Origin of the sequence: Cupriavidus nantongensis (assembly GCF_041726985.1) — a bacterium.
GTDB classification, from domain to species: Bacteria; Pseudomonadota; Gammaproteobacteria; order Burkholderiales; family Burkholderiaceae; genus Cupriavidus; species Cupriavidus nantongensis_A.
The window spans coordinates 1-13920 of the sequence record NZ_CP168304.1; the positions used below are offsets into that span (position 1 = coordinate 1).

The window sequence follows — 13920 nt, forward strand, 5'->3', positions numbered from 1 at the left end:
TGCGGTCGGTCCGAGAACAGATGATCGGATCGTCGCGCAAGCAATTCGAGGATTGGGTGACCGAGGACGAGCCGTTCCGGCAGGTGGGCACGTCGGCAACCTGGTGCGAGAAGTGAAGGTCACCAATATCGCCGTGCTGCCCGACAGCACGGTCGCAGTCGAATTCATCACCACCACGACGGAAGATGGCTACAAGCCCCGCAAGATGCGGTACGCGATGACCTTCCGCTACCAGGTGAAGCCGCCGACCAGTGATGCCGTGCTCGGTACCAATCCGTTCGGTGTCCACCCCGTCTTCTTCAGCCTTCAGAAATCGCCGGCCTGAGGCCCGCGACCACGCTCATGGAAATTCGCAAGTCATCCCCGCTGAGTGCCGTGGCTGCCGTCGCGCTGGCGCTGAGCTTTGCCGTGACCGAAACCAACGCTGCTGACAAACCGATGCGCCGCCCCGGCGCGGGCGTGGCAGCGCTGGGCATCGGCGACATCAGCGATGCGATGAACCCCGCCAATCCCTTCAACGGTGGGGTGGATCCCATAGCGCTGCCCGGCGATTCCCGACTGGTCGTCTTTACCTATAGCCGAGACCAGATCTTCCGCATCCTGTCCGCACCGCTGAAGATGACTACCATCGAGTTCCCCGATGACGAACAGATCGTCGGCGAGCCCGCCTGGGGTGAGAGCGTGCGTTGGGATTACGAGACCGATGGCCTGAACCACCTGTACGTCAAGCCGCAGGCGGCCGGCCTGGTCAACACACTGTCAGTCAACACCAACAAGCGCAGCTACGAATTCACGCTGGTGTCCTCGCCCCTGGGTGGGATCTTCTACCAGAAGGTGCGCTTTCGTATCCCGACGTCGTTTGCTGCCAAGGCGAAGGCACGCAATGAATCGCGTGCCGACAGCGCCGAAGGGCTCTCCGCCGATGCTGGTGGCCGCAGCGCCGATGCCGTGGCGGTGGCGCCGGAGCAGCTCAACTTCGACTATTCCATCTCCGGCAGTGCTGGCTTCCGCCCGGACACCGTCTTCGACGACGGCAAGGCGATCTGGCTGCGCATCCCGAAGGGCGCCGACTGGCCCGTTGCCCTGGTCAAGGACGGCAGCGACTTCGTGGTGGTGAACTTCATCCGGCGAGGCGAATTCCTGGTCGTCCAGCGCCTGGCCGAAACGATCGCGCTGCGCTCGGGCTCGGATGAAGTGAAGATCGAGCGCGGCCGTCGCCGCATTCTGGGGTTGTTCTGATGCGCGACCGGAAGTCGTCCAACAACGTCTCCGACGTCACGGATGCGCAGGAACGCACCGTCAAAGGGAAACTCCCGCGCAACATCGTGATGGCGCTCGGCGTGGTCGCGGCGTTCCTCGTCGGCGGGCTCGGCTACTACTTCCAGTCGGTCAGCGAGGAGCAGTCCGATGCCAAGGCCGAGCAGGACCGCGCGGAGCAGCTGCGCCAGCGGGCCAGCAGCGGCGACAACGGCCAGTCGCTCGAGGCCACGATCCGCGAACAGGCGGCCAGGGCACGGGAAGAGGCTGAGCGGCAACGGGCTCGCGCGGAGAAGCCGGACAGCGGCACGGCACCACGATCATGAAGGCAGCCGACCTGGTCGGTGCGGCCAAGCCTGCCACCGCCGACCCCAAAAAGAACGAGGAAGACGACATCTTCACCTCATCGATTTACAAGAAGGGTATGCGCAAGTCGCAGGTGAGCGGCACAAAGATGCCGGCTGGCATGGCGGACTTGACTGACCCGGCCCAGATGCGCGCTCTGCAGCAGGCAGCCGTCGCGCGCGCCAGTGCAAGCAATGGGCTACCGGAGCCCGCTGAAGCGCCCGCGTCTTCCGACAACAAGTTCCTGCGCGATGCAACCGCCGCGAAGACCTTGCGCACCGGTTTCGACGGGAAACTGCCGAAATGCACGGTCAGCCGAGGCTTCGTCATTCCTGCGACGTTCGCAGGGGGCCTCAACTCGGACAAGCCGGGCGAATTCCGCGCGACCGTCTCGCAGGACGTCTACGACACGGTGACGGGGCGGTGCAAGGTGATCCCGGCCGGCAGCACGCTGGTGGGTACGTACAGCGCGGATATCGCCGTGGGCCAGGAGCGCATCCTCGCCGCCTTCGTGCGCATGCAGCTGCCGAACGGCAAGACCGTGCCGCTGATGGGCATGCAGGGTGCGGACCCCAACGGATACTCCGGCATCAGTGGCGACGTCAACAATCATTTCCTGAGGATCTTCGGCGCTGCCCTGGTTATCGGCATGCTTGAGCATGCCTTTAAGGACAACAACACGGCGACCACGGTCGGCGCCAATGGCCTGACCACCTATGGCAATGCGGCCGGCCAGATCGCTGCCCAGACCGCATCCACGATCCTGAGCCGCAACCAGGGCATCCGGCCGACGATTACCACCGAGCCGGGCCAGAAGATGATGGTGCAGGTCAAGCACGACATGGTGCTGGAGGCCTACCGTGACTAAGACGCTGGTCGCCCTCGTTGCTGGTCTGCTGACGAGCCACGCGCCCGCCGCGACGATCCAGGCGGTCATCAGCCCGAATGCGGTGATCGTGAATGCCGACGGCAAGGACCTGTTGCATACGATCGCGGGAAAACCGGTGCTCTACTGCGGGCTCGATGCGTTCCTCGCATGGTCATCACGCCTGATCGGCGCGTCGATCGAAGCAGGGTCGGATGCCGGTCCTGTTGTCCAGATCGGCGGCAAGGCGGGGCCGATCTCGGGACTCTTTGCGCGCGAAGGCTGGCTGCGCCCGGCCGAGCTGACTGAGGCAGCACAGGAGGCGCTTGCTGAGCGCCGTGGCGGCTGGGCATGTGCGCCGAAAACCGAGCCGTTTGCGCAGATGGGCCAACGTGTGGATCCGAAGATTACCGCGGGTATCGCGATGAACGAGTCGGCCTATCGCGGGCGGCCCTGGCCATGGACCTTGAACGTGGCCGGCCGCGGCATGTTCTTCGCCACGCGCGAGGAAGCCTACACGGCGATCAATCGGCTGCTGGCGAGCCAGCGTTGCGATTTCGACGTCGGGCTCATGCAGGTGAACTGGTGCTACCACGGCAAGCGCTTCTCCTCGCCGTGGGACGCACTGGCGCCGGCGACCAACATCCGCGTGGCGGAAGACATTCTGACCGAGAACCTGCGGCGCAGCGGCTCCACGATGAAAGCTGTCGCCTGGTACCACAGCGCCAACCCGGAGCGTGGTGGTCCGTACTTCGCTCGCTTCATGAACCACGTCGAAAAATTCCGATGATCAGGCCGCTCCTTCTCTCCGCTTTGGTATTGACGGCGAGCGCGAGCGCCATGGCGGCCGATACCGATCCGCTCGACTTCGATTATCAGATCGTTGCCCGGGCGGCCGATCGTCCTGCGCTCATCTTCAACGACGGGCTCTCCACGTACATCCAACCTCGTCCGGGTCAGGCTGTCCAGGCCGATGGCGCCTTGCAGACCGGGCCTTATTGGGTGGTCGATGGCGTGCCCGATGTCGTCCGCTACACCGTGAACGGGCAGTCGGTGCTGGCACGATGGAAGCGCGCGAATGGCTTCACTTCGGAGCCTGCGAATCCTGGAGGCGACTTGCCACGCAGTCTGGCTGGCATTTCCGGGCGGTTGGCGCTGATTGGAAGCTACACCACGCTGCCAGTGGTGCGCCAGGGGCGCTCGTCCTTGCCGCTTGCGCAGATGATCAAGTCCATCGCGCCGGCCGGTTGGACCGGCACCGCGCAGAAGGACATTCCGATGACCGAGGATGTCACCGTCGAGCTGGGCGGTGGCGAGAACTGGCTGCAGGCGCTCGCGCGCGTGCTGGATCGCCGCAACCTGTACGCGGAAGTGGATTTTACCCGGCGCAACATCGCGCTGCGCGCCGCGCCGCCCAAGGGCTTCTCGGTGGTCGGAGAGCCTTCGGCTGGGACGGCGACCGGCGGAGCGTTGCAAGCGTCTACCGAAGGGCCGACAGCGCAGTTGGCAGTGGCCGCGACGCCGCTGCCAGAAGGGCCGACACTGGCTTCGGCATTCGGCGCGGTTGCGATCCGCGACAACAAGCAGGGTCGCATTGAGATCCGATTCGAGCAGGAACCGAAGGATCTGGCTCTGCGTGACGGTTCGGACAGCAAGATCTGGACGAAGTGGGACGAGGCGCAGCGCATCCTGTCGTTTGCGAAGGTTGACCGCTTCACCGCGACCGCGGATGGGAAGTCGGTGCAGGTGGATCGCACCCCCGAGATCGGGTATGTATTCCCAGCCGAGAACGGCGCCGGCTTGGAGATGGTGTTCGAGAAGGACGGCGCCACCTACCTCAGCTTCAAGAAATCGATGGTGAGCGTGTCGGTGTTCGGCGACGATCACCAGCGCAACGGCGAACAGAAGGACCGCTATTTCAAGTTCAACGGCATTGCCGCGCGCCTGACCGTGATCGCCGACGGCAACGTGGTCTACGTGGACCGAGTGCCGCAAGTTCGCTTCAAAGAGCAGCCCGGGAAGGTGACGCTATGAGAGCTTGCGCTATCTGGCTATCGGCATGCCTCTCTATGCTGACCGGCGCCGCGTATGCCGACTGCCTGGACGACGCTGCGACCTTCCACGGTGTGAGCCCGACCCTGCTGCGCAGCATTGCCTGGCAGGAGTCCGGCATGCGGCCGTGGGTCACCAACCGCAATACCAACGGCTCGGAAGATATCGGGCTCATGCAGATCAACTCCATCCATCTGCCGCGGCTGGGGCGCTACGGCATCACGCGCGCGCACCTGTTTGATGGATGCACCAATGCGTACGTCGGCGCGTGGATTTTGCGCGAGAACATCCAGCGCTTCGGGCCAACGTGGAAAGCCGTCGGCGCCTACAACGCTTCATCGCCCGACAAGCAGCTGCGATACGCCAACCAGATTCATGCCCGATGGCAAGCGCTGCAGCGCGCGGCCCTGCGCTAGTCCTACCCGTTCAATCGAGAGCATAGCTATGTCCCAACCCCATCGAACCGTCCGCATAGTCGTGACTGCGGGCTCGCTTTTGAGCGGTCTGTTCATCGCACCGGCCTTGCATGCCGCTCAGTTGCAGAACGACGGCTGGCAGTCACTGCAGCCTGCCCGCGCGGGCCAGGCTGTGATCGACCGCACGCTGCTAGCGGCAAACGCCCCTCGCCGACTGCCAGTGCCGGTCTTTCGACTGCGGCGGCAGTCAGCGCGCCCCCCCGCAGTGGCGGTGGCCGGTGAGATCTACCGCCTTGTGAAAGGCGAGCCGCTGCAACAGCAATTGCAGAAATGGGCCGCGCGCGCAGGGTGGACGGTCGTCTGGAATGTCCCGGATGGCTGGATCGTGCCGGGCGACAAGGACTATGGGGGCGACTTCGAGCTCGCCGTCAAGCGTGTGGTCGAAGAGCTGGCCAACAACGGCGCCGATGTGGTCGGCGACAGCTGGCGCGGCAACCGCACCGTGATTATCAGCCAAAACGGGATCGTCCAATGATGAAGCAAGGCAAACGCTATACCGCGGCGGCATTGGCTGCGGCAACCCTCCTTTCCGGCTGCGGGGTGATGGAGACGCGCCAGGTTCAAGGCGCCATCAACAGCGAGGCGCAGGCGCGCTACGCCGACGCGCCGCGCAGCCGGCCGGTGTTCCGCGTGCACGAGGGCGCCTGGCTGATGGGTGAGAAGATCCGCGCCAGCAAGCCGCAGCCGGACATCTACGGCAAGCACGTGGTGTTCAAGGGCACCCTCGGCTCCTTGAACGAAGCCGCGAACTGGATCGCGCAAAGTGTGGGTGTGCGCTCGACCGTCGATCCGTCGGCAGCCGCTGTGGTGGCGCCCAGCGTGGCGCCGGCGGTGCAGCCGGCAGGCGCAGTTCGCCCGGGCGGGCCGATTCCGATGGGCGGAACGGCCAGGGTAGATCTGAGCGCTCCGCTCAGCGTTGCCGCGGGTGGGAGCGCCGGCGGGGCCGCGGCGCTCCCGCTGACGCTGCGGTACGAAGGCAGTTTCAAGGGCTTCCTGGATGCCGTGGAGGCGCATTTCGGGGTCTGGTCCCGGTACAACGACGGCACGGTGACGTTCTTCAAAACGGAAACCCGCACCTTCATGCTGCCGAGCCTCGCGGATGCGTCTTCGATGAATGGATCCATCACCACGACGGACAGCAGCTCGAGCGGCATGTCGGGCGCCGGCGCGACCGGGGCCAGCAATGGTAGTAGCGGAGCCGGGCGCAGTGGTCAGTCAATGAGCATGTCGGTCGAGATGAAGCCGTGGGAAACGCTGCAGGTGACCGCGAAAGCGGTTGCCGGCGCCAGTGCCGAGGTGGTTGTCGACAAGAACCTGGGCACCCTCACGGTAACTGGCGATCCGGTCCAGTGCGACCGCATCGAGCAGTTCGTCAAGAGCCTGGCCGCCATGTATGGCAAGCAGGTAGCCATCGACGTGCAGGTCTACGAGGTCCGTGTGACGCGCGAGGACAACTATGGCCTGAACCTGGCCCTCGCGTACCAGAGCTCCAGCGGGCACCCCGGGGTCACGTTCAATTCCGCCAGCATGCCGAACGTCTCGGGCAGCGCTTCGCCGATGAACCTCGGCGCGACCATCATGAGCGGGCCGTTTGCCGGCAGCAAGGCCGTGATCCAGGCGCTGTCGACGCTGGGCAACGTGTCGCAGGTGGTGTCCCGCTCGGGCGTTACGCAGAACGGGAAGGTCCTCGCGCTGCAGACCGCGACCCTGCAGGACTACGTTGCTCAGGCGCAAACGACGCTGGCCGCGAATGTCGGCTCCACCAGTTCGATTCAGACCGCGACGGTTACCTACGGCTTCACCAGCAACTTCCTGCCAAAGGTCGCTGATGGCCGGATCCTGATGAACTTCGACATGACGCTCTCGGACCTGCTGCCCCTGCAGCCGTTCAACTCGGGTGGCTCGGCCAACCAGACCAGCGTGCAGCTGCGGACGATGCCGACCAATCGGTTCACGCAGTCCATCACGCTGAAGCCTGGCGAGTCCCTGGTACTCACGGGCTTGCGCAACCAGAAGGCGGCGACCACCAACAACGGCGTGGGTGAGCCGTGGATGGCCGCGCTCGGTGGCGGGGTCGGGGCGACCCGTGGCGATACCGTCATCGCGATCATGATCTCGGCCCGCTTGCTGTAACACTTCAGATAATCCATGCAGAATCGCGCATTCAACCTTCGTTGCAGTCAGTTCGGGATCGCTATTGCGGCAGCCTTGCTGCAATCGGTGGCTGGTTCAGCAAACGCGGCGTCTTCCATGTCCGACCCGATCTCCGCAGCGATTGCGGCGGCTGGGCGTAAGCAGGCGTCACAACCGAAATCGCAGCCGGCCTCGATGCCTGCAGCTCGGCCGCAGGTTTCGCAGGAGGCGGCGCAGCCCGCTTCCACGCCGGCGGCCCAGCCGTCCAGTGCCAGCGCTCCTGGGCCAGCTGCCGGGGCGGAAGCATCGTCTCCCAATGCGGCGGTGGTGGCCGACGCAGCAACAACGCCACGGCATACCGATGCATCGGAACTCGCGGCGTTGCAGTCGCAGATTGCCTTGTGGAGGGCCCGCGCCGAGATTGCGAAATACAAGGCAGAGGTGAAGCGGTCAGAGGAATCGGTGTTGAATCCTGGCGCGGGCGGGGCGCCTGCAGGCGGCGGCGTTCCTGGGGTATCCCTATTGGGGCCGGTGCCGGCTGCCGGTGTTGCAGAACGGATGCCTCGGCAAGCGGCCGAAGCACCGCGGCTCGTTTCGTTGCGGGCGTTCGATGGCCAGTTCAACGCGGTTGTGGAGGTCAACGGGCGCACTGTGCCGGTCGTGGCCGGCGACGCGCTGGATGGTGGCTGGAAGGTCGTCGGCATCGACGACGGGGGCGTCAAGCTCGCCAACGGCAAGCGCGTGCGTACGCTGAGGCCCTGAGTCATGGCGCAAATCCTGTCGTTTCCCGGGTTGAAAGGCGCCTTCGCGATTGGGCTGACCTGGCAGCACGAGGAGGTTCAGCCGAGCAAGCGTGCCGTGCGCGGGAGCGCGATGGCACTCGGCCGACACTTCCGTTGGGGCGTCGTGCACCAGAGCTCGGAAGGCGCTGTGCAGAGCGGCTTTTGCGAGCCGATGGCTGGTGTCAACGTTGCCACGGTCAAGCCGCTCGCCGCCGTCGTGGCCGCCCAGCATCACCAGCCTTGGATGGGCCTCTTTCACCTTCAAGACAACCTCTACTGGTATGTCGCGGTTCGACAGGGCCACGCCATCATCTCGGGCGGCGATCGGGTGGGCACCCTCGAGGAGCTGGACACGATCCGGGCCCGCCATCGCATCCTGGGCGATTGGACCGAGGTCGAGGGTACCGTACGAGACCTCGCCGCCATGGCGCGCGCAAGTAAGGGCGTGTCGGCAATGCACGATGTGCTGCGAGGCCCATGGCGCTCAACCGCATATACGCTGGCCGCGGTGGGTGTGGTCGGCGCGCTCGTCGGCGGTGGCTGGTATTGGTATGACGCGCAACAGGAGGCCGAGCGGGAGGCACAGCGCGCGCGCCAGCGCGCAATCGCCGCTGCGCAGCAGCTGAACGAAGCTTCCCGCCCCCGAATCCTTCCGTGGGTAGAGGAGGCTCTACCGTCGGCATTCCTGCGGGCATGCCGGCGCGCATGGGAGGTGCAGCCGCTCGCAGAGAACGGCTGGACCATGGCCGCATGGAGCTGCAAACCGGCGACGGCTACCACCCTCAATATCGAGACAAGCTGGAAGCGAGACGGCGGCGTGGCTGCCAACGCGCCCGGCTCTTTGTCGGCGGACGGCAACCAGGCGAACGCAACCGCCGTTGCCAGCGCCGCTTTCCTGCCGTCCCCCTCTGCGATCGAAACCGTTCGCGAGGCCCAGCGCGCGATCTGGACATACGCGCAGGCGCGCGGCATGGCGCTGCAGGTCACGATGCCGCCGCCGTTGCTTCCCTCGGATGGCAAGACGCCTGTCGATCCGTGGCTGGTGATGACTGCGGATATCCAATTTGGCACGCCGCCGTGGATGGGTATGGGCACTGGTCTCGACAACGTGGCGGGCTTGCGCCTGACCGAAGTCAGCTATGAAGCGGCGAACCAGACATGGAAGGGCGTCGGAAAGCTGTACGCCCAACGGAACGGAAACGCCGCTGCTCCGGCTGCCGGGCCTCAACACCAAGGAAAGCCATGATGATCGGGACACTTTCGCGCCTGTGGGGTGGCGCCGTTCGCAAAGGTGACGGCGCCAAGGCCGTCGCTACGCGATCGGAGCCTTCGGTCAAGTCCGAGCTGCTGACGCTGCCGCCCCCGCCAGAGGTGCTGGCGCCGCACATCCTCTACCCGCGCACGCTCGCAGGCAGTTTCGACAAGGTTGCCTGCATGCTGAATCTTCTTGGGCCAGAGGAGGCTGCAGCGCTGCGCCAGCGCGTAGCCGAGACCGGCCTCTACGTCGAGGACCTCGCCCTGGACCACGGGCTCACCAGTGAGACCGTCCAGAAAGCCCTCGCTGTGCACGCCTGCGACATATACGTGGATGCCCGCCATTTCGGCACCCCGCGCTTTCTCACTTGGGAAGCTAAGGTACGCCGCAGCGGCGCTGCGCCTCAGGTTCGCAAAGTGTCGGCCCAGGAGCTGGCGGTGCTGCGCCAGCAGCGCGGCTCCGGCCAGCAACAGGATGCCGACTTGCAGACGTTGAGTCTTGCGCGCCGGCTGGTGGCCGACTGCGCGGCGCTGATTGCCTCGGATATTCACGTGCTGGTGCGTGAACACCACACCGAGATTCAGGTACGCGTGCAGGGCGATCTGCGTACTGTCGGCGCGCTGTCGATGCGAAGGAGGAGGGGGAGCGGCTGGTGCGCGCGATGTACACCGGCCTGGCCACCGTGAAAGCCGCGACCTACAACCCTCTTGACGTGCAGGACGCCCAGATCGCGGGCGATGCTCTGCCTGGAACCGGGCTATCGAGCGTGCGGATCGTCCGCGGGCCGGCCTACCCGGTGGAGAGCGGCGGCGGCTTCCTCGTGGCGCGCCTGCAGTATCGAGAGCATCACCAGGGCGCCCGCAAGGCAGATGCCATCGATGCGGCGAAGCGGCTGGACTTGAGCACGCCGAAGAGCCCTTCGGGCGAATTCATGCTCGGCCAGATGGGCTACACGCCGCTGCAGGTGGACCTTATCTCGCAGCTGCTGCGCCGGCCGATGGGTGTCGTGGTTGTGACAGGGCCAACGGGCAGTGGCAAGACCACGACGCTCTTCGAGTGCACCCGGCATCAGGCACGAATGTTCCCGGAAAAGCGTCTCGTCACGATCGAGAACCCGACCGAGTATCCGATGGATTGGGCGATCCAGCTCACCACCGAGAGCGAGCGCTTCCCCGAGATGCTGCGCATGACGCTGCGGATGGACCCGGATGCCATCCTGCTTGGCGAAATCCGTGGTGTCGAGGAAGCGGTGGCCACGCTGCAAGCCGCGGCCACCGGCCACCTTGTGCTGACCACGCTGCACGTGACGGATCCCTTCGAGACGTTCTCGCGTCTGGTGATGCTGGACCACGTCCGTCTGGCCATGGAGGTGATCTGCAACCACAACCAGATCATCGGCCTCATTGCACAGCGCGTGGTCCCGTTGCTCTGTCCGAAGTGCAGCGTGAAGTTGGAGGACGCGCCGGAAGCCTTGCCGGAATACATGCTGCGTGCCATGCGGACTTGGGGCGATCTGTCGGAGGTTCGCGTGCGCGGGGCAGGTTGCGACCATTGCCATGGCGATGCCATCGTCGGCCAACAGGCTGTGGCGGAAGTTGTGGTGACAAGTGAGGACCTGATGCAGGACTGCATCAAAGAAGGGTGCTGGTGGCCCGCCGTAAGCATCGCAATCGCGACGGAAACTGACAGGCCATGATTTCCCATGCGATGGATCTGGTGCTGGCGGGTCGCCTCTCGCCGGTCGATGCAGAACGCAGTGTTGACGCGATACCAATGCGAGACGAGCTATGAGCGGACTATCTTGGACCATGCGCCGACGCCTGTACCAACAGGCATCGAGCCAGCTCGAAAACGGCCTCACCCTCGCACAGATCCTGGAGGACTTCCGCGAGCGGCTCGCCCGGCGTGGGCGTGAGCGGGCGGCCGAGGCTGCGCATGACGTCGCCCGCAAGGTGCGGGACGGCATGACCCTGATGGCGGCCATGGGCGCCGGGCTCAGCGATCTTGAGCGCAGCGTGCTGGATGCGGGGGAGCGCGCCGGGCAGTTGCCGGAAGCCATGCGTCTGGTCCTTGAGGTGCGAGAGCAGACCACGCGGCTGCGTCAGAAGTTGCAGGCCAGTTTTTTTGCCCCAACGGTCTATCTGCTGACGCTATACGCGGTGCTGTTCCTGATCGGTGCCCAGATCGTGCCGCAGTTCCTGGATTTCGTGCCGCTCGACCAGTGGACCGACTGGGCCTATGCCATGTACTGGATGGGCCAGCTGGCGGTGGGCTGGCCGGCGCCGGTACTGTTCGGCAGCCTGGGTGCCTACGCGATATGGAGCTGGTGGGCGCTACCGCGATGGGATGGCTCGGGCAGGCGCTTTCTTGACCACCATGTCTTCCCATTTACGGTGTATCGCGAGATTAACGGATTCACCTGGCTCAGGTCGTTTGTCGCGCTACTGCGGGCGAACGTGCCGGACGTGGTCGCTTTGGAGGGACAGATTCAGACCGCTTCCCCATGGATGGCGTCTCGCCTCAAGCCCATCCGCCTCGGACTCACCGACGGCCTGGACCTAGCCGAGGCGATGCGGCAAACGGGATATGGCTTCCCATCGATGGACTTGATTGACGAAATCGGTGCGTATGCTGGATTCGATGACTTCACCGAGAAGATCACGGTCGCCGTGCGGCAGAACGCTGAAGTCATCGAGCGGCAATTGCTCGCCAAAGGGATGGTCATGTCGGCGGCCTTCACCGGCCTGATGTTCCTCGCTTTCGTCGTGCTGCAACTGGGTTCCAACTCTCTCTCATCGATCCTCACGTCGTCGATGGGCAAGTTCTAAATCTTGGCGTGTTCAACAGCATAGGAGTTTCAAATGGATGGCATTCTCGGGCGCGTCGTCGCCATTGTCTTGGGCCTGCTTGCACTGGTTGGCATCGCCTATGCCGGCTACAACGGCTTCCAGAACCACAAGGCGAGCGTGGTGGCGACCAATATTGAGCAATTGATAACCAACGCTCGCGCCGGATTCTCCCAAGGCAACAATGGCTATACCAACTTCACGACGGCCAACATTGCGGCGATGATCAACGGCGGCATGTTCCCCACCGACATGGTCCGCGGCAATGCACTGGTTGACCCCTGGGGTAACGCGGTCACGCTCGCTTCGGCAAACAATGGTTCGCGCGGGGTGATTACCTTCGGTGGTGGCAACGCGCAGACGGCAAAGCAGTGCGTGAGCGCGACGCTTGGTATGAAGGACTACGTGACGCTGACGGTTGGCACGACGACGTTCGACCAGACCAACCTGCCGGACCAGGTCACTGCCAGTGCAGCCTGCAGCGCCACCGCGAGCTTTGCCCTGACCTTCCAGTGATGCGACCGGCGTGACGCCGGATCTGAGGAGACGAGCATGGGATATCTCATTCTGCCGCTCGCCACGGTTCTCTTCTGTATGGGAATCGTGGCGCAGAGCCGCCAACTATCGCAGTCGGTCCCCGGTGCCGGCGAGCCCGGGCGCATGGAGGCCTTGGCCGCGGTGACTGCGCAGCAAGCGCAGGCTTATGGTGCCGCGTGCGTCTCGACCGCCGGTGCGACGCCCGGGCTCGTGGGTGCGAACGTATCACCTACGCTGCCGGCCGGTATGGTGGCGCCAATCGGCGCCGGCTGCATGGCGGTGGCCAACCCCGCGGGCGGCAGGGATGTGTACGGCTTTGTGCGCGTCTCTCCTGGCGCCGGCGCGGTGCTGCTCAATAGCACGGAAGGTAGCGCGGCGTGGTTCCGTGTCCGTAGCCAGGGTACCGCGATTAGTCTCACGACCGGCACGGCCTTCAGCGTGCCGGCGTCAATTCCCGTTGGCACGCTGGTCCAGTGGGTCCAGCTGAATACCTGAGAGTTGCATGGAAGCCATACTCGGTTATCTCGTCGCGCTGATGCTGTCGATGCTGAGCATCGCCGGCTTTGCGACGTGGGCAAAGGCCGGCGTCACGAACGTGCAGACGGCAGCAGCAGCGAGCCAAATGCTGGTCTTCGACAAGGCGGCATTGCAGTTTGTGCAGGATGAAGCGGCGACCCTTGCCGCGCAAGCCACCGCGAGCGTGCCGGTGTCTGTCACGCCGGCGATGCTCGTCAACGGTGGTTATCTGCCTGCCGGCTTCTCGGCGACAAACGTATTCGGGCAGACGTGGCTGCTCCAGGTCCTGCAGCCGACGCCGAACACGCTACAGGCACTCGTGACTTCGCAAGGCGGCCGGCCCATCACGGACACACGCCAGCTGGTGCAGATCGCGGCCCAGGCGGGGGCGCAGGGCGGGTTCGTCCCGTATCCCGGGCAGAACGGGGATCCGACGATGGTAGCCAGCAATGCATACGGCGCGTATGGTGCCTGGCAGGTGCCGCTGGCCAACTACACCAATCCCGGCAGCGGCAGGCTGGCGTCGTTGCTAGCCTTTACAGGCACGCAGGCCAACAACGGCTACCTGTACCGCGTTCAGGTGCCAGGGCATCCCGAGCTGAACCGGATGCAGACGTCGATCGACATGGGTGGCAACGACGTGACCAACGCCCGACGGGTGTCAGCTACCACGGCGCTGACCAGCAATGGCGAGACCTACATCACCAACACCGCCGCGCCTGGCTCGGCCTGCAATGTGGAGCCGTCTACGCGCCGGAGCAGCACAGGCACAGGCTTCGTGATCTGCTTCGGTGGCGTCTGGCAGCCGATCGGCACCGCGGTGGCGAACATCTATGAGGGCATGGCTTGCGCAAAC

The 13920-nt window shown here is 64.8% G+C and carries 17 protein-coding genes; all 17 read left to right on the forward strand.

Annotation, left to right across the window (positions count from 1 at the left end; all coding sequences use genetic code 11):
• Positions 1-325, forward strand: a 325-nt coding sequence (locus ACEI37_RS27530) for a type IV secretion system protein (RefSeq protein ID WP_373380333.1), incomplete at its 5' end; no start/stop codon positions are given.
• 17 nt (positions 326-342) lie between these two features.
• Positions 343-1239: a TrbG/VirB9 family P-type conjugative transfer protein gene (locus ACEI37_RS27535; RefSeq protein WP_373380334.1), complete on the forward strand. Its 897-nt coding sequence runs from the start codon at positions 343-345 to the stop codon at positions 1237-1239.
• On the forward strand, positions 1239-1583 hold the full coding sequence (locus ACEI37_RS27540; protein ID WP_373380335.1) for a hypothetical protein: 345 nt from the start codon (positions 1239-1241) through the stop codon (positions 1581-1583). The genes ACEI37_RS27535 and ACEI37_RS27540 overlap by 1 nt, the downstream gene beginning before the upstream one ends.
• On the forward strand, positions 1580-2470 hold the full coding sequence (locus ACEI37_RS27545; RefSeq protein WP_373380336.1) for a TrbI/VirB10 family protein: 891 nt from the start codon (positions 1580-1582) through the stop codon (positions 2468-2470). Before ACEI37_RS27540 ends, ACEI37_RS27545 begins: the two co-directional genes overlap by 4 nt.
• Positions 2463-3257, forward strand: coding sequence for a lytic transglycosylase (locus ACEI37_RS27550; protein ID WP_373380337.1), 795 nt, complete (start codon positions 2463-2465; stop codon positions 3255-3257). Before ACEI37_RS27545 ends, ACEI37_RS27550 begins: the two co-directional genes overlap by 8 nt.
• Positions 3254-4501: a TrbG/VirB9 family P-type conjugative transfer protein gene (locus ACEI37_RS27555; protein ID WP_373380338.1), complete on the forward strand. Its 1248-nt coding sequence runs from the start codon at positions 3254-3256 to the stop codon at positions 4499-4501. The genes ACEI37_RS27550 and ACEI37_RS27555 overlap by 4 nt, the downstream gene beginning before the upstream one ends.
• Positions 4498-4935, forward strand: a complete 438-nt coding sequence (locus ACEI37_RS27560; RefSeq protein ID WP_373380339.1) for a lytic transglycosylase domain-containing protein — start codon at positions 4498-4500, stop codon at positions 4933-4935. Before ACEI37_RS27555 ends, ACEI37_RS27560 begins: the two co-directional genes overlap by 4 nt.
• Before the next feature lie 28 nt (positions 4936-4963).
• Complete coding sequence (locus tag ACEI37_RS27565; protein WP_373380340.1) at positions 4964-5470, forward strand: toxin co-regulated pilus biosynthesis Q family protein; 507 nt, start codon at positions 4964-4966, stop codon at positions 5468-5470.
• On the forward strand, positions 5467-7128 hold the full coding sequence (locus ACEI37_RS27570; protein WP_373380341.1) for a type II secretion system protein GspD: 1662 nt from the start codon (positions 5467-5469) through the stop codon (positions 7126-7128). Before ACEI37_RS27565 ends, ACEI37_RS27570 begins: the two co-directional genes overlap by 4 nt.
• A 15-nt stretch (positions 7129-7143) precedes the next feature.
• On the forward strand, positions 7144-7890 hold the full coding sequence (gene pilP, locus ACEI37_RS27575) for a type IV pilus biogenesis protein PilP (protein WP_373380342.1): 747 nt from the start codon (positions 7144-7146) through the stop codon (positions 7888-7890).
• A 3-nt stretch (positions 7891-7893) separates the two neighbouring features.
• Positions 7894-9156 (forward strand): type 4b pilus protein PilO2, encoded by a 1263-nt coding sequence (gene pilO2 / locus ACEI37_RS27580; RefSeq protein ID WP_373380343.1) that lies wholly within the window; start codon positions 7894-7896, stop codon positions 9154-9156.
• Positions 9153-9851, forward strand: coding sequence for a hypothetical protein (locus ACEI37_RS27585; RefSeq protein WP_373380344.1), 699 nt, complete (start codon positions 9153-9155; stop codon positions 9849-9851). The genes pilO2 and ACEI37_RS27585 overlap by 4 nt, the downstream gene beginning before the upstream one ends.
• Complete coding sequence (locus ACEI37_RS27590) at positions 9827-10861, forward strand: ATPase, T2SS/T4P/T4SS family (protein WP_373380345.1); 1035 nt, start codon at positions 9827-9829, stop codon at positions 10859-10861. The genes ACEI37_RS27585 and ACEI37_RS27590 overlap by 25 nt, the downstream gene beginning before the upstream one ends.
• A 112-nt stretch (positions 10862-10973) precedes the next feature.
• Positions 10974-11993 carry a type II secretion system F family protein gene (locus tag ACEI37_RS27595; protein WP_373380346.1) on the forward strand — a complete coding sequence of 340 codons (1020 nt, stop codon included), beginning with the start codon at positions 10974-10976 and terminating at the stop codon, positions 11991-11993.
• A 33-nt stretch (positions 11994-12026) separates the two neighbouring features.
• The gene (locus ACEI37_RS27600; protein ID WP_373380347.1) at positions 12027-12527 is read left to right on the forward strand and encodes a prepilin type IV pili; all 501 of its coding nucleotides are present in this window, start codon (positions 12027-12029) and stop codon (positions 12525-12527) included.
• A gap of 36 nt (positions 12528-12563) precedes the next feature.
• Complete coding sequence (locus ACEI37_RS27605; protein WP_373380348.1) at positions 12564-13043, forward strand: hypothetical protein; 480 nt, start codon at positions 12564-12566, stop codon at positions 13041-13043.
• A gap of 7 nt (positions 13044-13050) precedes the next feature.
• A partial coding sequence (pilV, locus tag ACEI37_RS27610) for a shufflon system plasmid conjugative transfer pilus tip adhesin PilV (RefSeq protein ID WP_373380349.1) occupies positions 13051-13920 on the forward strand: 870 nt, incomplete at its 3' end.

What these genes read in the sequence shown, in the direction of transcription:
- ACEI37_RS27535 (WP_373380334.1), top strand. Translation starts at nt 343, where the DNA reads ATGGAAATTCGCAAGTCATCCCCGCTGAGTGCCGTGGCTGCCGTCGCG.
- ACEI37_RS27595 (WP_373380346.1), top strand. Translation starts at nt 10,974, where the DNA reads ATGCGCCGACGCCTGTACCAACAGGCATCGAGCCAGCTCGAAAACGGC.
- ACEI37_RS27545 (WP_373380336.1), top strand. Translation starts at nt 1,580, where the DNA reads ATGAAGGCAGCCGACCTGGTCGGTGCGGCCAAGCCTGCCACCGCCGAC.
- pilP (WP_373380342.1), top strand. Translation starts at nt 7,144, where the DNA reads ATGCAGAATCGCGCATTCAACCTTCGTTGCAGTCAGTTCGGGATCGCT.
- ACEI37_RS27600 (WP_373380347.1), top strand. Translation starts at nt 12,027, where the DNA reads ATGGATGGCATTCTCGGGCGCGTCGTCGCCATTGTCTTGGGCCTGCTT.
- ACEI37_RS27540 (WP_373380335.1), top strand. Translation starts at nt 1,239, where the DNA reads ATGCGCGACCGGAAGTCGTCCAACAACGTCTCCGACGTCACGGATGCG.
- ACEI37_RS27585 (WP_373380344.1), top strand. Translation starts at nt 9,153, where the DNA reads ATGATGATCGGGACACTTTCGCGCCTGTGGGGTGGCGCCGTTCGCAAA.
- ACEI37_RS27570 (WP_373380341.1), top strand. Translation starts at nt 5,467, where the DNA reads ATGATGAAGCAAGGCAAACGCTATACCGCGGCGGCATTGGCTGCGGCA.
- ACEI37_RS27560 (WP_373380339.1), top strand. Translation starts at nt 4,498, where the DNA reads ATGAGAGCTTGCGCTATCTGGCTATCGGCATGCCTCTCTATGCTGACC.
- ACEI37_RS27605 (WP_373380348.1), top strand. Translation starts at nt 12,564, where the DNA reads ATGGGATATCTCATTCTGCCGCTCGCCACGGTTCTCTTCTGTATGGGA.
- ACEI37_RS27565 (WP_373380340.1), top strand. Translation starts at nt 4,964, where the DNA reads ATGTCCCAACCCCATCGAACCGTCCGCATAGTCGTGACTGCGGGCTCG.
- pilO2 (WP_373380343.1), top strand. Translation starts at nt 7,894, where the DNA reads ATGGCGCAAATCCTGTCGTTTCCCGGGTTGAAAGGCGCCTTCGCGATT.
- ACEI37_RS27555 (WP_373380338.1), top strand. Translation starts at nt 3,254, where the DNA reads ATGATCAGGCCGCTCCTTCTCTCCGCTTTGGTATTGACGGCGAGCGCG.
- ACEI37_RS27590 (WP_373380345.1), top strand. Translation starts at nt 9,827, where the DNA reads ATGTACACCGGCCTGGCCACCGTGAAAGCCGCGACCTACAACCCTCTT.